This window comes from Geobacillus sp. JS12 (genome assembly GCF_001592395.1).
Lineage (GTDB): Bacteria > Bacillota > Bacilli > Bacillales > Anoxybacillaceae > Geobacillus > Geobacillus zalihae.
The window spans coordinates 3428696-3449837 of the sequence record NZ_CP014749.1; the positions used below are offsets into that span (position 1 = coordinate 3428696).

Consider the following 21142-nt stretch of genomic DNA (forward strand, 5'->3'; position numbering starts at 1 on the left):
CATACGGATTAAAAGGGGAACTAAGGCGCAACTGGATGCATACGGTCCGTTGCAACAAGGGGAAATGGGATTTTGTACGGACACAAAAGAAGTGTATATTGGAGACGGTACGATAAATACTTTAGTCGGACGTGTAATGTCCGGAACGTTGGCAAATCGTCCTAACGCGTCAGTGCAGGGAAGGTTTTATTATGCGACAGATGACGGATATCTATATTTGGACTTGGGTACGGCATGGCAACGAATCAGTACAAAGAACCTGACGGATTTAAACGGAACCATTGACGATATTGCGGACGGTACGAACTATGCAAAAATCAAAAAAGCAGACGTAACAGGCGGAAGCGTCAATAAAGTGTCAGACGGCACCAAAACGGCCACCGCAGCGCAAATCCGAGACCATATCGACAATGCTGCTATCCACCGTCAAATCAACGATGCGGGCACAGGACCAACAGACCTGTGGAGCGCGCAAAAAATCCGAAACGAGATTGAACTCGCAAAACGCAATATCGAACCGCAAGCCAGCGTCAAAAACCGCATCACTACTACACCGCCAACTACGCCGGCAGTCGGTGATCGATACATCATCCCATCCGGCGCAACCGGCGCATGGTCGGGTCAAACCAACAAAATTGCAGAATGGAATGGGTCGGCATGGGATCTGTACACCCCACAAACAGGCTGGACATGCTATGTCGATGATGAACAAAAGATTTATAGCTGGAACGGTACAGCATGGGTGCGTACGGGTGGCGCGCTACAAACCATTACGGCCGGAAACGGACTCACCGGCGGCGGTCAAGCGGATACCGTTACGTTACATGTTGGAGCTGGGAACGGAATTAACGTTTTAGCTGATACCGTGGAAGTAAAGGCATACAGAGGTATTACGGTTGACACGAATGGTGTTGCGGTAAACATTGATGGCAGTAGCATCGTCTATGATTCAGCGAACGGAAACCGGCTTATGGTGGCTGTCATTGACGGTGGAACGTTCTAGGAGTGGTGAATAATGCCAAGACAAGTATTGATTAAGATAAGGAGAGGAACAGAAGCCCAACTTCCTGTACTGGATGTCGGTGAACTAGGTTTTTGTACAGACACAAACAAGTTGTATATCGGTACACCGAACGGAAATCAGCTTCTTGTGGCAGCTCAGTCTGTCGGTGACATGTTGAAAAGCATCTATGATACAGATTACGACGGGAAGGTAGACGCGGCAGAAACGGCGGATAGCGTGCCGTGGACAGGAGTGACAGGGAAGCCGAGTACATTTACTCCCAGCAGTCATAAGTCAACGCATGCGCAGGGAGGTTCCGATCCGTTATCTCCTTCTGACATTGGTGCTGTAAATAAAACTGGGGATTCGATGACGGGTCCATTAACCGTTCCATCTTTGATAGCAAAAATCTCCATCCCGTCGTCCTCACCACCATCAGCTTGGCCTAATGGGTTCGTTGCCGGTATCGTCTACAACAACGGCTATCCTGTCCCTTATGGAACGATCTTCTCTTATAAAGGGACAAGCGAAGCATCATGCGTCCAACTTTTGCAATCGTGGCCGGGAAATGATGGAGGGGAGGCCTATTTATACGTCCGTTCAGCAAGGGATGTTACGGATATGTTCGGTGCGTGGCGGAAGATATGGGGAGAAAACAATGACGGTGCTGGAAGCGGACTTGACGCGGATTTGCTGGACGGAAAGCACGCAACGGATTTTATGCCCAAAGGCCCGATCACTTGGAATCAACTGAAAGGGGTGTGATGGATGTACGGTCAAACGTTATACGGCGCGACTCTCTTTGGCACAGATCAGCAAGAACATTCATCACCAGCCACATCGGTTGATTTGTTTCAATATCTTCCTAATTACTATCGAGGTATTCGGGAGTTTGAAGAGATAATGAACGCAGAAGGAGAAGAGCTTGGAAAGCTCTGGTCAGAGATCGATAATCTTCCCAACCAATTTTCTGCCACAACAGCTACATGGGGCCTGTCTCTTTGGGAATCAGAACTTGGGTTGGCAGTGGATCCGACCAAACCGACGGAGTGGCGAAGGGAACGAATCAAGGCGAAACTTCGTGGCGCCGGAACCACGACAAAGCAGATGATTCAGAACGCCGCGGCTGCATTCAGTGGCGGAGAAGTCGATGTCATCGAATATCCATCCGAGTATCGGTTTGAGGTGAAATTTATCGGTGTAAAAGGCATTCCGCCAAATATGTCAGGATTCATTGAAATGCTAGAACAAATTAAGCCTGCGCATTTGGCGTACAGCTTCAAATACACATACACGGTGTGGAATGCGGTTAAAAATCTCACATGGAATCAAGCCACAAGCAAGACATGGAACGAGCTCAAGGTATATGAGGGAGCGTGAAGGGGATGAAACTCACAGGGAACTTAGGTTTAAAGAAACCTGAAGGCACAGATGTCGTCAACATTGATGACTTGAACCAAAACTTTGACATTTTGGACGTGGAAGTGACTAAGCTAGCTACGGCATCAGAAGCAGGGCGAATGTCTGCGGCAGACAAAGTTAAACTAGACGGCATCGAGCCGGGCGCACAACGGAATACAGTAACGAGTGTCAACGGAAAAACAGGAGCAGTTTCTCTTACAGCTAGTGACGTTGGAGCAAGTCCGACAGGGCACACACATGCATTTGCGGAGATCACAAGTAAACCGACAACGCTGTCTGGGTACGGAATCACAGACGCGATCCCGGCCAGCCAAAAAGGAGCGGCTAATGGTGTTGCATCGCTAGACGGAAGCACGAAAGTGCCGACATCTCAATTGCCGACCGCTAGTACAAACGCGCCGGGGATTGTTCAATTGAACGATACTGTATCAAGTACATCGACGACACAGGCGGCGACGGCGAATGCGGTGAAACAGGTGAATGATGCAGTTGTTGCGCATTCGGCTGATTATGTGAAGCATCCCGGTTACGGAGTTGCTACCGGATCAGCGAATGCTTATTCAGTTACCTTAAATCCAGCGCCAACCTCATATGTTGAAGGCATGGCTGTTTCAGTAAAAATCAATGTTGATAATACAGGACCTTCAACAATCAATATTAATAACCTTGGCGCTAAAGCTATTAAGAAGCCAAACGGAAACGATGTATCCGCAGGGAATTTAAAAGCAGGGAGTATTTATACACTCCGTTACAACGGTATAAATTTTATCTTACAGGGTGAAGGGGGGTCTGGTAACGCTCAACCCGGAGATGTCTTGAGTGGAAAAACTTTCACAAACGACAGTGGCGAACAAGTAGGAACAATGCCGAACAGGGAAGCAATGACGATTACCCCAACCACGACTGATCAAGTCATTCCAGCGGGATATCACAATGGAAGTGGGAAAGTTAAGGGTGATGCAAATTTAATCCCAGCAAACATTAAAAATGGAGTTAGTATTTTTGGAATTACTGGAACGCTATCACCTCTAATAACATATTCAAACCAAAACGATAATACGCAAGCGCCTTGGTTATCAAACAAATATAGTAACTATTCAGTTAGATATAAATTACTGCCTGATGGCGGATATTATAAAGTTATGAAAAATGGAAATAACATAGTTTACGAAACCTACAATGCCGCAGGAACTTTACTAACGAGCAAAGTTGTTGTCACACTAGATGCGAACCACTCATTGCGAGATATTTACGATGATTGCATTTACATCCATGATTCAATGAACTTCCGAATTAAAAAATATGATTACAACGGTAATCTGTTACAAATGAGCCCTTCAAATAGTTCACTTTATTCAAGAGTGAATCAGGTTTCAAAAGAGGGCTTCTGTGACGACAGCAATAGTTCTCAATACAGAATATTTGATATGTATGGAAATATTTTGATATCTATAGCTGAGAATACTACACTTAACCAGACACTCTGGATAAGCCCAAGAGTAGCGATACTTTATATAAATAGTTCAAGTTCATTTTACATTGCTTCCATTAAAAATGATGGCTCCGTACAGTATAGAACCTACATGACTGGTGTATCTTCTATTCAAGCGGCGTTGCAAACTATATTTACGCAAATGGAACAATTTTTAAGATATTAAAGGAGTGTTAAACGATGAAATATATTAAAATATCTAATCTTATTAATACGCAAGGAGTCGCCGATTATAAAGGATTGGATCTAACAAAAATTATAGCAGGATCACAAATTTATCCTGATAATGAAAATGTAGCTTATTTTAAATATGATGGTGAACCAATCGAACACCCGGACATTACCGTCATTGATGAAACAACGTATAACAATGTAAAAAACTCACTGAATAAACCACCACAGCCTAGCCTTGAGAATCGTGTATCTGCCCTTGAAAAAGCATTATTGCAAGCATTAGGATTGTAAGGAGGTTTAAGCAATGTATCAATTTCTTCTTAATCTATGGATAATGAATCGTATTACAGAAACAAACATTCAAAACGCGGTCAATAAAGGATTTATTACGCAAGAGGAAGCCAATACTATCCTAGCAACGCCAAAAGCAGTGTAATAACACAGTAGGACGGTGCTGCGACATAAATAAACGCCGATGAAGGCGTATTTTTTATGCCTTTTTAGAGAAAGAGAGGAGAAAAAATGAAAAATACGGATACTCTATGGACAGCCATTACAGGTGGTACCTCCATCACATTGGCATATCTTTTGGGCGGCCTCGACAACCTTGTGGCCGCCTTGGCTATTTTTATGGTTTGTGATTATGTGACAGGTCTTCTGGTAGGCGCCAAAGCCCAAAAAGTAAGCTCCAATCGTGCATTTAGAGGTTTAGGGAAGAAAGTGGGGATGATCACCTTTGTTATTGTAGCGAATCAATTGGACATCATCGTGGGTAACAAGGATGGCTTTCTGCGCGACGCGATGTTGATGTTTCTGATCGGTACCGAAGGCGTTTCAATTGTGGAGAATTTAGGAAAGCTCGGAATTAAAGTGCCGCCGTTTATTTTAAAAACCTTGGAGCAATTATCCGAAGATAAGGAGGAAAAACAATGACTATCGGACTCAAGGAATTGTTGGAGCGTGCAGAAAAGAAACTGAAAGGTGTTCATCCCGTTGTCGCGGCGAAAGCGCGCCAACTCATCGAAAAGGCATATCGAGAAGGTATCAATATCATCATCACGCAAGGCTTGCGGACTGTCGAGGAACAGAACGAGTTGTACGCACAAGGCCGGACGAAACCGGGGAAAATCGTCACCAACGCGAAGGGCGGCTATTCTTACCACAATTACGGTCTTGCCTTTGACTTCGCTGTACTGAACGATGACGGCAGCGTGAACTGGAAGGTTGATGAGCAGTGGAAGCGTGTTGGCGCGATCGGGAAGTCACTCGGACTCGAATGGGGAGGCGATTGGAAGGATTTCAAGGATTATCCTCATTTTCAATACACGTTCGGCCTTTCTTTTGCTGACTTACGCTCAGGAAAGCGGCCACCTCAACAAGAAAAAGCAACCAGTGCAGTAGCCGGAGTGCAATCAAAGCCAAAAGTACAGATGTACACTGTGAAAAAAGGCGATACGTTGTCACAAATTGCAGCGAAACACAATACAACGGTTGCAACACTACAAAAATTGAACAACATTAAAAACGCAAATGTAATCCGTGTTGGACAAAAATTGCGCATAAAGTAATCCCTTGCCACTCGGCAGGGGATTTTTTGTTTTTATCTTCCCTCCGAAAGAAGTCTCCTACTTCTAAACGTGAAGGTGCGCCAGCACCAGTGAAAGTGGGAGATGAATTTCGGTTGGCGTTAGCCAACGAATATGATAGAATATGGCTAGAACGGACACCTTCGGAACGAAGGGAAGCGTAAAGGGTTCTTGTGTGTGGCTTACCGTTCAGCGAACACACACAAGTCGCTTGAAGCCCCCACCTCTAAGCGAAGCGTAGGTGGTGGGTAGTTCACTAAGTAAACCTACTCACTTTGAGTAGGCTCTTTTTTGTCCATCATAAAAAAAGAAGGCGGAGTGATCCGCCTTTTTTTGACCACGTGACCACATTGTGACCACGAATTTAATCAAAAATTATATTTTTTATTGGATATTTAAACCTTACCAGTCTCTAAAAATCCCTATAATTCAACATTTAACAGACTTAAAGAAACTTTGATGTCCATTGATAAGCGATGGGCGGCATGATGTAATCTCGCCGCAAAAGCCTTGGAGCACCGGGGGAGTTTCCCGGTGTTCTTTTTCTTTTTGACTATATATGCCTCAGCCAGGTGTTCTTACAGCCGCTGATCGGGTGAAGGGCAGCTGTTGTTTCTCCCTCATATCGCTATTCTATTGCACCTTTTCCTCCGCTGTGCTAGTTATCGCACCTCAATGAAAAACGCATAAATCGCATCCCCTTTTTTCCAAGAGGCGTGAATGGCATAAATGTATGCCCCTTTCTTTTCCGGAAGAGTAATGATTCCGTTTTGCACCGGGCGCCAGTCGGCATCTCCGCCGTTCCATACACCCGCTTCGATCGTCAACGGGCGGTCGTCAAATTGGAGGTGTAATTTTGCCCCAGGGGCAACCGGATGGGGATTCATGTTTTTCACGAGCAGCGGCGGGGCGGCAGCGTCGGCCACGACTCCGCGGCCGCCTGTTGACCATGTATATGTTCCGAGGCGGTGGTCGATTGTCTCTCCGTCGACGGCCAATCGTAAGTCAGGCGGTTGGATGTCGCCCGATTGGCAACCGGACAGCCATACAGCGATGAGGAGCCATAGCCATCTATTTTTCATGTCGTTTCCCCCTTTCTCAGTTAGACGTTTTGCCTGCTCATTTGTTTCATTGTCGATTGTGATTTTGGGTAAAATTAGAAATGGAAAGGCGATATCCAAAGGAGGAGAATGGAATGAACGTGCGGATTGAACGCGACTCGCTCGGTGAGGTGCGGGTGCCGGCCGATAAATACTGGGGGGCGCAGACGGAGCGGAGCCGGCAAAACTTCCGCATCGGCAAAGAAACAATGCCGCTTGAACTCATTTACGCCTATGCCGAGTTGAAAAAAGCGGCGGCCATCGTCAACCATCGAGCCGGGAAACTGAGCGAAGCGAAGCAGCGGGCGATTGTGGCCGCGTGCGAGGAAATTTTGGCGGGCCAATGGGATGACCATTTTCCGCTCGTCGTCTGGCAGACGGGAAGCGGGACGCAGACGAATATGAACGTCAATGAAGTCGTGGCGAGGAGAGCGAACGAGCTGCTCGCGGACGGTGAGGGGCGCATCCATCCGAACGATGATGTGAATATGTCGCAAAGTTCCAACGACACATTCCCGACGGTGATGCATATCGCGCTCTACACGAAAATCCAAACGCACCTTCTGCCGGCGCTTGATGGCTTGATCGAAACGTTCGCTGCGAAAGAACGCCAATATGAGAAGACGATCAAAATCGGGCGCACCCACTTGCAAGACGCGACGCCGCTCACATTTGGGCAGGAGATTTCCGGCTGGCGGACGATGCTGGAGAAAAGCAAAACGATGGTTATGGAGGCGAGTGAGAAGCTGCTTGATTTGGCGATCGGCGGCACGGCGGTCGGCACAGGGCTCAATGCGCCGCCGGGATTTGGCGAACAAGTGGCTGAGCAGCTGAAGGCGCAAACCGGCTACCCATTCCGCTCGGCGGCGAATAAATTCCATGCGTTAACGAGCCATGATGAGATCGTGTACGTCCATGGGGCGTTGAAGGCGCTCGCCGCTGATTTGATGAAAATCGCCAACGACATCCGTTGGCTGGCGAGCGGGCCGCGTTCCGGACTTGGCGAAATCATCATCCCGGCCAATGAACCCGGAAGCTCGATCATGCCGGGGAAAGTGAATCCGACGCAAAGCGAAGCGATGACGATGGTTGCCGTGCAAGTGTTCGGCAATGACGCTACGATCGGTTTTGCGGCGAGCCAAGGCAACTTCCAATTAAATGTGTTCAAGCCGGTCATCGCCTATAACGCCATTCAGTCCGTGCAGCTGCTCGGCGATGTGATCCGCTCGTTTGATGAACGGTGCGCCCAAGGGCTGGAGGCGAACGAAGCGAAAATGAAAGAATACGTGGACCGCTCACTCATGCTCGTGACGGCGTTGAGCCCGCATATCGGCTACGACCGGGCGGCGGAAATCGCGAAGCTCGCCCATCGCGAAGGGTTGACGCTCAAGGAAGCGGCATTGAAAACCGGCTATGTGACGGCGGAGCAGTACGAAGAATGGGTGAGACCGGAGAAGATGATTTAGAGAAAAACGAAGTGGGTTGAAAAGGAGGAGTTGCTCTTCCATCGAATACAACATTGCGGTTTGGGCTCATTAGAGAAGGGGGTCCCGATCGTTTTGGGCCCCCTTTTTTGATTGCATCCTCATCTGCTTGGCAGCGGGAAAGGCTAGGCGAACAAGCGCGCTAGTTCATTGACCGCCAGTACGGCAAACAGCGCCAGACAAAGAACGAGCAGCGCGTTCGACAGCCAATGGTTGCGCCCTTCATCCGGAAGCGCTTTTTTCGAATTGAGCAAGTAAAGAAGCGTGACAGCCAAAAACGGCATAAACAGCGCGCCGAGCGCCCCGTAGGCGATGATGAGCCCGACCGGTTTGCCGATGAAATGCAAGAGCATCGGCGGGAAGGTGAGCCAAAAGACGTAGAATCGGAACGCTTTTGTCTGGTTGAGCGACTCGGCGCCAACCGGCGTTTTTCGCATGTTGCGGACAAAATCGGCGAACAAATACGAAACGCCGTTCCACACACCGATGACCGACGTAAATGACGCCGACCAAAAGCCGATCAAAAAGAGCCAACGGGCGGCTGGATGAAGCTCGTTGCCCATGATCGAAGCGAACGAGACGAGTCCCTGCTCGCCGCTGATCGTCGTGTCAGTGCCGTACAACAAGGCGGCCCCAAGCACGAGAAGCGACAACGTAAAGATGGCGGTGACAATATAAGCGACAGCGGAATCATAGCGCATCGGCGACACGTAGGCGCGCCCTTTCCAGCCGTTTTCCTGCAGCCAATATCCGTATGACGCCATGGTGATGGAGCCGCCGACGCCGCCGATCAGCCCGAGAGCATACAAAAGCGACCCTTTCGGCAAATCGGGAACGGCCGTTTTCCAAAGATCATCGAGCTGCGGCAGGACAAGAAGCGCCGAGCCGACCACGGTAATGAACATGAGCCCGACGAGCACATTCATGACCCGCTCAAACAATTGGAATCGGCCGGACCAAGTAATCGCAAAGCCAGCCACCCCATGGATGACGGCCCACGCCCAAAGCGGAATGGACGGGATCATCGCTGACATCGCCAAGGCGCACGATGACGTACCGGCCGCGCCGTATACGAATCCCCAAATAATGGCGTACACGCCAAAATAGATTGAGGCCCATTTCCCCATTGACTGCCAGCCTTCGAAAATGGTTTTGCCGCTGAGCAAATGCCAACGGCCGACCCCTTCATTCAACACAAACTTGAACAATGCACCGACGATGATCGCCCACATAAAGACAAGGCCGTAGTTCGTTCCGGCGACAAGGGCGGCCACCAAATCCCCGGCCCCGACTCCGGTCGCTGCGACGATCAGCCCCGGGCCGATCATCGTCCACTTCGATTTCCCCATTTTTCTCTTCCCCCTTGTTGCAAATGGATTCCAAAAGTTCCGTATATTCGATATTATAGTAATAGTATAAACTGGATATTGTCTACCCCTAAAAGGCCCATTGATTACCATAAAAGGAGTTTGATGTTATGGCGATTCACGAGCTGCTACTTCCTTCCCTTGAAAAGGTGGTCCGCAACATCGAGCAAGTCATCGTCGGAAAACGAGAAGTCATCATCCTCAGCTTAACAGCGCTGTTAGCCAAAGGCCATGTGCTGCTCGAGGATGTGCCCGGCGTCGGCAAGACGATGTTGGTGCGTGCGCTGGCGAAATCGTTCAACGTGGAGCTGAAGCGCATTCAGTTTACGCCGGATTTGCTGCCGAGCGATGTGATCGGCGTTTCCGTCTACAATCCGAAAACACAGCAATTTGAGTATAAACCCGGACCGATTGTCGCCCACATCGTGCTCGCGGACGAGATCAACCGGACGTCTCCGAAAACGCAATCGGCGCTCCTGGAAGCGATGGAAGAAGGAAGCGTGACTGTTGACGGCGTCACCCGGGCGCTGCCGCAGCCGTTTTTGGTGATGGCGACGCAAAATCCGATTGAATATGAAGGAACGTATCCGCTCCCCGAGGCCCAGCTTGACCGATTTTTGGTGAAACTGCACATGGGCTATCCGTCTCCCGATGAGGAAATCGAAATGTTAAACCGGCTGGAAAAAGCGGCGCCGCTTTCGGAGATCGGGCCGGTGATGCCGCTTGATGAACTGCTCACTCTGCAGCGAAAGGTGATGGGCGTGCATGTGAGCGACACCGTGAAGCGGTATATCGTCGATCTCATCCAGCAAAGCCGTGTGCACGAAGCGGTCTATTTGGGCGTCAGCCCGCGCGGGGCCGCCGCTTTGATGAAGGCGGCGCAAGCGTACGCGTTCATCCATGGCCGCGATTTTGTCATCCCCGATGATGTGCAGCACCTTGCTCCCTATGTGCTGGCTCATCGCCTGCTTATTCGCCCGGAAGCGAAATGGGACAAGCTTGATGCTGAAATGGTCGTCAGTCAGCTTGTTTCCCGTACGCCGGTGCCGGTGCAAGGGCGGAGATAAAAGCGATGAACGCGAAGCGAATGAAGAAGGGGAGGCGTTGGCTCCCGCTTGTTGGATTGTTGCTGTTGACCGCCATCTTGTTTTCCTATGCCATGTTTCAAGGCGGATTTGTCAGCTGGTTTTTGTTTTACAGCTTTTTGCCGTTTGGACTGCATGCGTTTGCCGTCGCCTTGTATCCGATCAGACGCGTTGCGGTGATTCGAACCGTGCCGGCGAAGCGCTATCATGCAGGAGAACCGATTCCGGTGACGGTCCGCATGGAGCTGCCTTGGGCGATTCCGCCCGCTGCCCTCACCGTTTCGGGCCAGGAGCCGCGGCATGGAGGGGCGATGGCCGCGTGGCCGTTTCGACGCCGCCTTTCTTGTGCGTGGTCGCTCTCGTTGCCGCGCGGCCGCCATCAGTTGGACATCGTGCGCCTCGAGGCTTCTGACGCCCTCGGCTTTGTGAACAAAGCAGAATCGTTTTCGGCGCCGTGCACGATCATCGTGTATCCCCGCTATTGGCCTTGGCCGGCAGAAATGGTGCGTGAATGGTTCGCCTATGGAAAAGAGGCCCGCCCGCTTGCTTACCGCCGCGATCTGGCGGTGGCGGCCGGCGCCCGCGAGTACGCGCCCGGTGACAAAATGTCGTGGGTGCATTGGAAGGCGTCAGCGCGAAGGCAAGCGTTGATGACAAAAGAGTTCGATGAGCCGCGTAATGACGATTGGATCGTAGTGCTCGACGGCGCCGCATCGCCATGGTTTGAGGAGCTTGTCACGCTGGCGGCGTCCATCGCGAAAGCGTTGATCGATGAAGGGGTTCCGGTCGGCCTGCTCGTGACGGGAAAAGCCCGTTCTTATTTAGCGCCGCGGCGAAGCGAGGAGCAGTGGCCGTCGCTCCTTCTCCGTCTGGCGGAAGCGGAGGCGAACGGATCAGCGCCGCTTGCGTCTCAATTGGCGGAGGAGGGGAACTGGAGAACAGCGGCCGGTTGCGTGGTCGTGACGTCGAGGTTATCCGCCGAGTTGGCTGCGCAGCTGCGAGCGATGGCGTCAAAACGCTGCATAGTGTTGTATGTGGTCAACCGTGAATGGGGAGAGGACGAGCGGAGGTGGGCGGACGGACTCCGCCATGCGGGGTGCACGTATCCCACATGCCCCCTCAATCATGGCAAACTGTCCGGCAAGGAGGAGAAGACGGATGAGGCGGTTAGGGACAAGGATGTTGTCTGCTATGCTGCCCAACGTCCTAGCGGCTTGGCTGCTCACGGAATGGCTTTGGCCGTTGGAAGACGTGACGGATACAGCGCATATTAGAGTGTTTGCGGCCTTTGTCGCCCTTTGCTTCGGGATGTATTGGCTCCGCCTTCCGATCTGGCTGTCCGCTTTGGGGAAAGCGGGATATATATGGTGGTCGCTCGCTTGGCTGTTTTCGTTCCATTCGGCCGCCTCGCTGCCGTATGCCTTATGGCGGGATGGCGCGGCTTGGCTGCAGGGGGGACGCTTGTCCATGCCGAGCGATGCCGTGCGCACCTTTGCCTTTTTTCTGCTGCTATGGGCCATCTCGTTTCTGTTTCATTGGCTGATTGTCCAGAAAAAACGGTGGTTTGTCCCATACGCATTGACAGTTGGGTATATCGCTGTGCTTGATACGTTTTTTCCGTATAGCGGGAACGACGCGATCGTTCGCCTTGTGGCGCTTGGCTTTTTCGCCTTCGTTTGGCTGCATGGCGAGCGGCTGCAGGCAAAAGCGCCGTCTTTTCGCATCGGAACGTGGCGGGCGGCCGCTCTATTCATTCCGGCTGCTGCTTTGGCGGCTGGGTATGCGGGACCAAAGCTGCCGCCCCAATGGCCGGATCCGGTTGCGTTTATCCGCAGCGATCATGCCCAGCCGGAAGAAACGAACGACAACTCGCCTTCTCCTGGCGTGGCAAAAGTGGGATACGGACAGAATGATTCCCGCCTCGGCGGGCCGTTTATCGCGGATGATACCGTCGTCTTTACGGCGAAAGATCGAGGGCTTCATTACTGGCGGATTGAGACGAAAGATATTTACACCGGCAAGGGATGGGAAGTGTTTCCGAGCGAGCAAGTCCGCTCGTTTGCCAACGGCGAAGAGCTCAAGTATGAATGGTGGAGCGATCAAATTGAGACAGTGGAGCAAAAGGCCGAGATCGAGCGGCGCGATCAAGGGTTTCATCTCGTTTATCCGCTCGGCTTGCGGCGGGTGGAAGCAGCCGAACCGGTCGTTTACCGTATGGACGCGGCAACAGAGAAAATTTATACGACCGATGACAGGGCGAATGCGTTCCCTGTTGGCAAGTATTCATTGACCTATTGGGAGCCGGACTTTCCGATTGCGGCGTTGCGCGCCGCGCCCCCAGTTCGAGACCCTCTTCTGTTGAAACGATATACGCAGCTGCCCGAGACGCTTCCGCAAAGAGTGCGCGACTTGGCGAAGCAAATCGCCGCCGGAGAACAGACGGCTTATGACAAAGTGAGAGCCATTGAGCAGTATTTTCAACTTGGGCAATATACGTATGAAACAAAGGATGTCCCCGTTCCAAAAGAGAACGAAGATTACGTTGATCAATTTTTATTTGAAACAAAACGCGGGTATTGCGACAATTTTTCGACCTCTATGGTCGTGCTCGTGCGTTCGCTCGGCATTCCCGCACGCTGGGTGAAAGGCTATACGTCCGGAAGGCTGGTCAGCGAGCAAGACGGGCAAAACCTTTATGAAATTCGCAACAATGACGCTCATGCGTGGGTCGAGGTGTATTTTGAAGGCGTCGGCTGGGTGCCGTTTGAGCCGACGCGGGGATTTGTCAATCCGTATGCGTTTTCCCTTTCGCAATCGAACGAAGAGCAGCCCTCACAGCCTTCGCAGCCGGAACCGCAAGAACAGCCGCGCGTGCCGCTCGATCAACTTATGAAACCGTCTTCCCCCGAACAAGGGGATAGCCGTTGGTGGGAACAGCTTGGGGAGATATGGTCTTGGAAAGCGTTATGGGCGGTGTTGGGGATGTTGACGATCTTTGGCGGCGCAGCCTATACGACAAGACGAAAATGGTGGCCGCGCCTTACGCTCCTTCGGTTTCGCCGCCGCCAAGGCGCCGGGCCGGAATGGCTTGTTCCCGCTTACTTGGCGTTGTTGCGTCAGCTGCACGACTACGGGCTGAAGCGAAAAGAAGAGGAAACGTTGCGTCAGTACGCCATTCAAGTGGATCGTTTATTCGAAACCGATGAAATGGAACGGCTGACCAAATCGTATGAACAAGCGGTCTACGGGGCAAACAGCAGCCGGATCGACATCCGTGAGGCGCGTCAATTGTGGGAAAATTTAATAAAAAGGACGATCTCTTGACCGCCTGTCGGCAAGTTGATAGAATGAACTCAAATTTGCATACGGATAGACGAAAGCCCTTCATATAAGCGCAAGAATATGGCTTGCGCGTCTCTACCGGGCCGCCGTAAACGGGCCGACTATGAAGGCAGAAGATGCGCTGCCATTCTGCCTTCATCCATGTTCGGGGCAACGGCAGCGTTATTTTTTGGACGGGGTGGAGAACATGAATCAAGAAATGATCGTCGTCTTGGACTTTGGCAGTCAATATAACCAGCTGATTACCCGCCGCATTCGAGAGTTTGGCGTCTACAGCGAACTGCATCCGCACACGATCCGTGCTGAGGAAATTCGTGCGCTGAACGCCAAAGGAATCATTTTCTCGGGCGGTCCAAACAGCGTGTATGATGAACGAGCGTTTACATGCGACCCAGCGATTTTTGAGCTGGGGCTGCCGATTTTAGGGATTTGCTACGGGATGCAGCTCATGGCGCACCACTTAGGCGGCAAAGTGGAAAAGGCGTCGCACCGCGAGTACGGGAAGGCGCTCATTCAAGTAAAAAACGACTCCCTGTTGTTCCACGGTTTGCCGGATGAACAAGTCGTCTGGATGAGCCACGGCGATTTGGTGACCGCTCCGCCTGACGGCTTTGTCGTCGATGCCACAAGCCCTTCCTGCCCGATCGCCGCGATGAGCGATGAACGGCGGAAGTGGTATGGAGTGCAGTTTCATCCTGAAGTGCGCCACTCCGTTTACGGAAATGATGTGTTGAAACGGTTTGTCTTTGACGTGTGCGGCTGCCGCGGCGACTGGACGATGGAAAACTTTATTGATGAGCAGGTGCGCCGCATCCGTGAACAAGTGGGCGGAAAAAAAGTGCTGTGCGCCTTAAGCGGCGGAGTCGATTCGTCGGTTGCGGCCGTGTTGGTGCATCGCGCCATCGGTGATCAGCTCACTTGCATTTTTGTTGACCACGGTCTTCTTCGCAAAGGCGAAGCGGAAAGCGTCATGAAGACGTTCCGTGAGCAATTCCAGATGAACGTCATCAAAGTCGATGCGAAAGAGCGCTTTTTGTCGAAACTAAAAGGGGTCACAGACCCGGAACAAAAGCGGAAAATCATCGGCAACGAGTTCATTTACGTCTTTGACGATGAGGCGGCCAAGCTTGAAGGCATTGAATTTTTAGTGCAAGGGACGCTCTATACCGACATTATCGAAAGCGGCACGGCGACGGCGCAAACGATCAAATCGCATCATAATGTCGGCGGTTTGCCGGAAGATATGAAATTCGAACTGATCGAACCGCTCAATACGCTGTTTAAAGACGAAGTGCGTGCACTCGGCACGCAACTAGGAATCCCAGACGAAATCGTCTGGCGGCAGCCGTTCCCGGGGCCAGGGCTTGGCATCCGTGTTCTTGGAGAAGTGACGGAAGAAAAATTGGAAATCGTTCGCGAATCAGACGCCATTTTGCGCGAAGAAGTGAAAAAAGCTGGGTTGGACCGCGAAATTTGGCAATACTTTACCGTCCTTCCCGACATTCGCAGCGTTGGGGTGATGGGGGATGCCCGCACGTACGATTATACGGTCGCCATCCGCGCGGTGACCTCGATCGACGGGATGACCGCCGATTGGGCCCGCATCCCGTGGGATGTGCTCGAGCGGATTTCAACGCGCATCGTCAATGAGGTGCCGCATGTCAACCGCGTCGTCTACGATATTACAAGCAAGCCTCCGGCAACGATCGAGTGGGAATAAAAACGAACAAAAGACGGACATTTCCAAAGAAATGTTCGTCTTTTTTCTTGACAAGCAACCGACAGGCTGATACAATAGCCGTGGAATCATGAATATTGTCGAATTCCGTCGTATAATCCCGGGAATATGGCTCGGGAGTTTCTACCAAGCTACCGTAAATAGCTTGACTACGAGGGAAGTGGATGGAGAGCGCTTGTTTGTCCTCTCTCTGTTCGCCATTCTCTCCTAGTCAACGCTTCTGGTAGCAGCAGAAGCGTTTTTATTCTTTATAGGGGGGACAGACGTGAGAAAGTATTTTCAGTTTGATGAGCTCGGCACGAACTATCGAACGGAGATTATCGCCGGGCTGACAACGTTTTTGTCGATGGCGTACATTTTGTTCGTCAACCCATTTACGTTGTCGTTAGGGGCAGTGAAAGATTTTCCTGACGAACTGCGCATTGACCAAGGCGCCGTGTTTGTCGCCACGGCTTTGGCAGCGGCGTACGGATCGATTTTGATGGGAGTGTTGGCCCGCTATCCAATCGCCTTGGCGCCTGGGATGGGGCTGAACGCTTTCTTCGCCTTTACGGTCGTCTTGCATATGGGCATTCCGTGGCAAACAGCGCTGGCAGGGGTGTTTGTTTCCGGCATCATTTTTACAATTTTATCGCTCACCGGCATTCGGGAAAAAATTATCGATGCCATTCCCGTTGAACTGAAATATGCAGTCAGCGCCGGAATTGGGCTGTTCATCACGTTCATCGGCCTGCAAAACGCTGGAATTATTGTCGATAACAAAGCAACGCTCGTCGGATTAAGTTCGTTGAAAGACGGCAATACACTGTTGGCCATTTTTGGATTGTTCATTACTGTTGTTTTGATGGTAAGAAAAGTAAACGGCGGCGTCTTTTACGGCATGGTCATTACCGCGATTGTCGGCATGATTTTCGGTTTGATCAAAGTGCCGCATCAAATTGTCGGCGCTATTCCGGATATTTCGCCAACCTTCGGTGTAGCGATCAAGCATTTGCCGGACATTTTCTCGTGGAAAATGCTCGGTGTTGTCTTAACGTTCTTTATTGTCGACTTTTTCGATGCGACAGGGACGCTTCTAGCTGTCGCCAACCAAGCCGGACTGCTGAAAAACAACAAACTGCCGCGCGCCGGCAAAGCGCTGCTTGTCGATGCGACAGCAGTGATGGTGGGGGCGGTGTTTGGCACATCGACGACGACATCGTACATCGAATCGTCGGCCGGCGTCGCCGCCGGAGGACGCTCTGGGTTTTCGGCCGTTGTGACGGGGATTTTGTTCTTGCTGGCGTTGTTCTTCTCGCCGCTGTTAAGCGTCATTACCGCACCGGTCACCGCGCCAGCGCTCATCATCGTCGGGGTGTTGATGGCCTCGTCGATCGGCGAAATTGACTGGAAGAAGTTCGAAGTCGCTGTACCGGCGTTCTTCACGCTCATCACGATGCCGCTTTCCTACAGCATCGCCACTGGGATTGCCGTTGGCTTCATCTTCTACCCGATCACGATGCTGTTGAAAGGCCGCGGCAAAGATGTTCATCCGCTGTTGTATGTGCTATTTGTCGTCTTTATCTGCTACTTTGTCTTTTTGCGGGAATAGAGAGGATCGGAGGACTGTTCCTAAGGCGGGTTTGCCGTCATGGGAACAGTCTTTTTTTATTTGCCAAGAAGGGATTGGCGGACGACTGGCGTGTTTAGGTTGATATGCTATAATGAGAAAAATGATGAAAGGGGAATGAACGATGTTTATCCATCGCTTAGAGGAACATTCATGGCTAAAGTTGCTCACAATGGAAGATGCGGAATCGCTTTTTGCGTTGATTGACTCCTGCCGCCCGCATTTGCGTCAATGGCTCCCATGGGTGGATTCAACCCAAACAGCAGCGGATTCGAAGACGTTTATCTTTCAAGGATTGCAGAAGTTTGCTGCTGGCAATGGTTTTGAGGCAGGAATTTGGCATCGTGGCCAATTGGCCGGTGTCATTGGAATTCATTATATGGATCGAGTGAATCGAAAAACGAGCATTGGCTATTGGCTTGGCGAATCGTTTCAAGGAATGGGGCTGATGACGAAAGCATGCCAGGCGTGCATCGACTATTTGTTTACAGAGCAAGGGATGAATCGCGTTGAAATCCGCTGTGCAACAGAAAATCACCGGAGCAGAGCGATTCCAGAACGGCTGGGATTTACAAATGAAGGGACGATTCGAGACGCGGAGTGGCTTTACGATCGTTTTGTCGACCATGTTGTGTACGGGATGCTAGCGAGAGAATGGAAGAAATGTGAATAAGGGAGTTTGGGGCCGAAAGAAAAAACTTGAAGTGTGAGTAAAATATTTGTGGGTGACATTTCGAAATGATCCCCGACGAGGGTTGCGAACTTTTGTTCGCGACGCTCGTCGGGGCCACCAAGCGAAGCGCGGTAGAACAAGCAAAGATCATGCAAAAAGGACTCTCTCCCTGCTATGATGGTGATTGTCAACATCAACCGAAAACAGGAGGGAGAGAGTCCATGACCTGAATCCGTGACAGAAGTGTATCAAAAATGTTGGAAAACCCAATCACGCCAAAGTATCAACTCAATTCCGAATATTCACCTATTAGGTGAAGAACCCTGAGCACAATATTTGTTGATTTATCAAGTTGTCTTGGCAGTTTGAACGCGTCTTTATCACGGATTCAGGCATGAAACATCTTACCACATAATGGACTTTATGGAAAGATTTGGATGATCAATTGTTGAGAACTCTTCAAAAGGTGTTCGCTGTCTTGTTGGCGGCCCTTTTGGAGGAGATCGATCAACAACTGGCGGAAGCGCGGGACAAGCGCCGGTATCAGCTGAAAGACAAACGGCCGACTACGATCCAAACGCTGTTTGGGGAAGTGACGTTCCGACGGAACTACTACTATGATCGACAAACGGGGGCGTATACGTTCTTGCTGGATGCCGAACTGGGCTTTGATGGAGCGCAGTCGATCAGCCCTTGCCTCGAGGAAACGGCGGTCGAGTTGGCCGTCGAGTGCTCTTCCTACCGCAAAGCGGCTCGCACGCTGGAGTCGATCGTGGGGTATGCGGTCCTCAGCCACGAGGCGATTCGCCAACTGGTGCTGGAGGCCCCTGTCTCGCTGCATCACCCTGTTTCCAAACGGCACGGCCGGGTGTTGTTTGTGGAGGCCGATGGACTGTTTATTTCCCGCCAGGGGAAAGGGAAACGGGCGAAAGAAGAGAAAATCCTGGCGGTTCACGAGGGATGGAGACGAAACGGGTCGCAGCTTGAGCTGGTGAACCGGCGCCACTACCTCCATGAAGGGACGGGGGACGTGTGGGAACGGTTTGAGGAGTGGCTGATGAAGGAATATGCCTATGATCCGTGCCGAGACCTATTGGTCATCAACGGCGACGCGGCGTCGTGGATCACGGCCTGCCAGGAGTATTTTGGGAAGCGGGCGTGCTTTCAGCTGGATCGATTTCATGTGGCGCGGGAGCTGCGTCAGTGTCTGTCCGGCCATCCGCGTTGGCGGGAGGTGCGGAAGAAGCTGGCGAAACAAGACGAAGAAGGGCTTCTCGTGGAGCTGAACAGCGCGGTCGGCACGTTGGAGGACGAAGCGAAAGAGAAGCAGCTGGCTGCCATGATCCGCCGGATCGAGTCGATGCCGGGATGCATCCGGGACTATCGGGGGTGGCTGTCGGAGCAAGGGGTGGAGACGACCGGCATGCGTCCGATGGGCCATGCGGAGAGTGTGATGAGCCGGTTTGCGCATCGGGTGAAATCCCGCCGCAGCTGGAAAGACCAAGGGCTTCGGGCGTTTCTGAAGGCGATGGCAGCCCGAATCGACGGGATCCGGTGGAGAAAGGGACGGTGGGAGGAGCAAGAGCCCCAGTCGACCGTCTCGGCCTTAACAAAGTCCAAGCGGATCGAACAGGCCAAACGGAAGGCCGGACAGTTGTGGGCGGATGTGGTGCGTCAGAATATACCGTGTCTGCAACAGTCATCCGGGACGCCGATCCATCAAGCGTTGTCGGCGCTCCGGGATGGTGGTTGGGTGTAAAAAAATGGAATATCGTATCATCGCCTCAAGATGAGGGATGAGAGTCCGAAAGCGCTTACGATATGAATTCCTGAAAATGGTTCGCTAACTAGTGATTGACAACGCTCGTAGTGAATCGAAAAAATGTTCTCCACAAAGTCTTGACTGACTCTCGATGCATATTGTTTTTGAATCTTCGCTCGATCTGTAGTAAAATGAAAGTGCTCTTACATGGTGACCTCTCCTTTCAAATGTTAGGTGACACTTCCATTCTAGTAGAGGGTTCACCAGAAATGGCTATTTTAGGCTCTTCACCAAAAGTTGTACTTGATTTTTTCTGAACATACCCTATTTATGCTTGTGAGGGAAAATCAACAAATCCGTGATTTTGGCACATCTTTGTGCAGGAAACCGTATTGCTTGTCAAGTACATGTTGTGGTGAAGAGCCCTATTTTATGATTGTTTGAGTTTATCTAGCGCCGGGGATTGCGATTTAATACTTGGAAATAAGTTGTTATAGCTGTTGCAGTACACAAAGAGCCACTCACTAACCAAATATAAAAAAAGATTTTTCCACCTGTTGTGGTAGAATCCATAAAAAAGCAACCAAGCAGGAATAAGCCTCCTCCTAAAATGAATAGAAAACAAGCAAATTTCTTATTCTGTGGTTTTAATAAATAGTATCCAATAAGAATTAATAAGTATAAACTACTTATTGCCATGATAATTGGAAAAAAGGGGTGAAATTTAGCGGAGTATACAAAGTAGTCAAGTTGCGAAATATGACTTTTACTATGTACTTGACCATACATCATTTGGGAAAACGGTGTTGAATACTTCCATTCCCAAGGATTATCTAATATTGCACTGCCTTCATACCAAGCAGCTAGAGTAGAAAATAAAAGTAAAATAGCGGCTAATCCAAATTGAATAATAATACACAAAACAACAATACCTCCCTTAATGTATATCAAGCTAGGCTTGTTGATTATCCAATAAAATTCAAAAGACAGAAGAGTGCCTTTGCTGTAGAAGATGAGTAACGATTCAAACAAACTCAGGCGGTGCTCTATAAACAAGCATAGCACACCTCCAAGTTTGATGCAAAAACTTGTTTCGGATGAAGAAATTCAACGGATGGCTGAAGCAGTTAGGGATTGTGATTTGGCCCGAAACTTTGCGTTGCGCAAGTTGATTCATTTGTTCTTATTGGTTGCGCATTAATGGTTTTGCCTATCCTCCTGTAGGAAATTGCATTGTTTGTCAAGCATATATTCCTGGTGAAGAGTCAATTTTTATATGTAATAAATGCTAATGTTGTGGAGATA

18 protein-coding genes, 1 pseudogene and 2 riboswitches are annotated in these 21142 nt (G+C 50.6%); of the genes and pseudogenes, 16 read left to right on the forward strand and 3 right to left on the reverse strand.

The window, feature by feature from the left end; genetic code table 11:
- Positions 1-49 precede the first annotated feature (49 nt).
- The 7 genes from A0V43_RS17000 (at position 50) to A0V43_RS17030 (ending at position 5659) form a co-directional block, all read left to right on the forward strand.
- Positions 50-1003 (forward strand): DUF2793 domain-containing protein, encoded by a 954-nt coding sequence (locus A0V43_RS17000; RefSeq protein ID WP_236930857.1) that lies wholly within the window; start codon positions 50-52, stop codon positions 1001-1003.
- Positions 1004-1015: 12 nt separating this feature from the next.
- On the forward strand, positions 1016-1768 hold the full coding sequence (locus A0V43_RS19910; protein ID WP_164834630.1) for a hyaluronate lyase N-terminal domain-containing protein: 753 nt from the start codon (positions 1016-1018) through the stop codon (positions 1766-1768).
- A 3-nt stretch (positions 1769-1771) separates the two neighbouring features.
- A complete protein-coding gene (locus A0V43_RS17010; protein WP_042381912.1) occupies positions 1772-2383 on the forward strand; it encodes a YmfQ family protein in 612 nt (203 codons plus the stop codon).
- A 5-nt stretch (positions 2384-2388) separates the two neighbouring features.
- Positions 2389-4083 carry a tail fiber protein gene (locus tag A0V43_RS20015; RefSeq protein WP_205729321.1) on the forward strand — a complete coding sequence of 565 codons (1695 nt, stop codon included), beginning with the start codon at positions 2389-2391 and terminating at the stop codon, positions 4081-4083.
- Positions 4084-4097: 14 nt separating this feature from the next.
- Positions 4098-4382: a hypothetical protein gene (locus tag A0V43_RS17020; protein WP_050488670.1), complete on the forward strand. Its 285-nt coding sequence runs from the start codon at positions 4098-4100 to the stop codon at positions 4380-4382.
- A 231-nt stretch (positions 4383-4613) separates the two neighbouring features.
- Positions 4614-5024, forward strand: coding sequence for a phage holin family protein (locus A0V43_RS17025; protein ID WP_042381910.1), 411 nt, complete (start codon positions 4614-4616; stop codon positions 5022-5024).
- The gene (locus tag A0V43_RS17030) at positions 5021-5659 is read left to right on the forward strand and encodes a LysM peptidoglycan-binding domain-containing protein (RefSeq protein ID WP_079936630.1); all 639 of its coding nucleotides are present in this window, start codon (positions 5021-5023) and stop codon (positions 5657-5659) included. The genes A0V43_RS17025 and A0V43_RS17030 overlap by 4 nt, the downstream gene beginning before the upstream one ends.
- Positions 5660-6339: 680 nt before the next feature.
- Here A0V43_RS17030 and A0V43_RS17035 read toward each other — a convergent pair.
- On the reverse strand, positions 6340-6759 hold the full coding sequence (locus A0V43_RS17035) for a hypothetical protein (RefSeq protein WP_015373799.1): 420 nt from the start codon (positions 6757-6759) through the stop codon (positions 6340-6342).
- Between the two features lie 113 nt (positions 6760-6872).
- On the opposite strand from A0V43_RS17035, the gene fumC reads away from it, so the two are divergent.
- Positions 6873-8243, forward strand: coding sequence for a class II fumarate hydratase (gene fumC, locus A0V43_RS17040; RefSeq protein WP_063193622.1), 1371 nt, complete (start codon positions 6873-6875; stop codon positions 8241-8243).
- Between the two features lie 143 nt (positions 8244-8386).
- Here the strand turns inward: fumC and A0V43_RS17045 are convergent, their stop codons facing one another.
- Positions 8387-9610 (reverse strand): Nramp family divalent metal transporter, encoded by a 1224-nt coding sequence (locus A0V43_RS17045; protein ID WP_063193623.1) that lies wholly within the window; start codon positions 9608-9610, stop codon positions 8387-8389.
- Between the two features lie 128 nt (positions 9611-9738).
- Here A0V43_RS17045 and A0V43_RS17050 point away from each other — a divergent pair, with 128 nt between their 5' ends.
- From A0V43_RS17050 to A0V43_RS17080, 7 genes are all read left to right on the forward strand, one after another.
- Positions 9739-10695, forward strand: coding sequence for an AAA family ATPase (locus A0V43_RS17050; protein ID WP_063193624.1), 957 nt, complete (start codon positions 9739-9741; stop codon positions 10693-10695).
- A 5-nt stretch (positions 10696-10700) separates the two neighbouring features.
- A complete protein-coding gene (locus tag A0V43_RS17055; protein ID WP_236930858.1) occupies positions 10701-11987 on the forward strand; it encodes a DUF58 domain-containing protein in 1287 nt (428 codons plus the stop codon).
- On the forward strand, positions 11872-14037 hold the full coding sequence (locus A0V43_RS17060) for a DUF4129 domain-containing transglutaminase family protein (protein WP_063193625.1): 2166 nt from the start codon (positions 11872-11874) through the stop codon (positions 14035-14037). Before A0V43_RS17055 ends, A0V43_RS17060 begins: the two co-directional genes overlap by 116 nt.
- A 40-nt stretch (positions 14038-14077) precedes the next feature.
- Positions 14078-14179: riboswitch (purine riboswitch) on the forward strand.
- 63 nt (positions 14180-14242) lie between these two features.
- Positions 14243-15775 (forward strand): glutamine-hydrolyzing GMP synthase, encoded by a 1533-nt coding sequence (guaA, locus tag A0V43_RS17065; protein WP_063193626.1) that lies wholly within the window; start codon positions 14243-14245, stop codon positions 15773-15775.
- An 88-nt stretch (positions 15776-15863) separates the two neighbouring features.
- A riboswitch (purine riboswitch) is annotated at positions 15864-15965 on the forward strand.
- A gap of 93 nt (positions 15966-16058) precedes the next feature.
- Entirely contained in the window at positions 16059-17384 is a 1326-nt protein-coding gene (locus A0V43_RS17070; protein WP_063193627.1) for an NCS2 family permease, read from the forward strand.
- Between the two features lie 142 nt (positions 17385-17526).
- Complete coding sequence (locus tag A0V43_RS17075; protein WP_063193628.1) at positions 17527-18075, forward strand: GNAT family N-acetyltransferase; 549 nt, start codon at positions 17527-17529, stop codon at positions 18073-18075.
- 433 nt (positions 18076-18508) lie between these two features.
- Complete coding sequence (locus tag A0V43_RS17080; protein ID WP_236930859.1) at positions 18509-19834, forward strand: ISLre2 family transposase; 1326 nt, start codon at positions 18509-18511, stop codon at positions 19832-19834.
- 453 nt (positions 19835-20287) lie between these two features.
- On the opposite strand, the gene A0V43_RS17085 is transcribed toward A0V43_RS17080, so the two are convergent.
- Complete coding sequence (locus A0V43_RS17085) at positions 20288-20893, reverse strand: YjdJ family protein (protein ID WP_236930860.1); 606 nt, start codon at positions 20891-20893, stop codon at positions 20288-20290.
- Between A0V43_RS17085 and A0V43_RS20635 the strand changes: the two are divergent.
- Positions 20886-21032 (forward strand): annotated as a pseudogene (locus A0V43_RS20635) (IS4 family transposase); the annotation flags it as partial. The gene A0V43_RS17085 and the pseudogene A0V43_RS20635 sit on opposite strands and share 8 nt — an antisense overlap.
- Positions 21033-21142 lie beyond the last annotated feature (110 nt).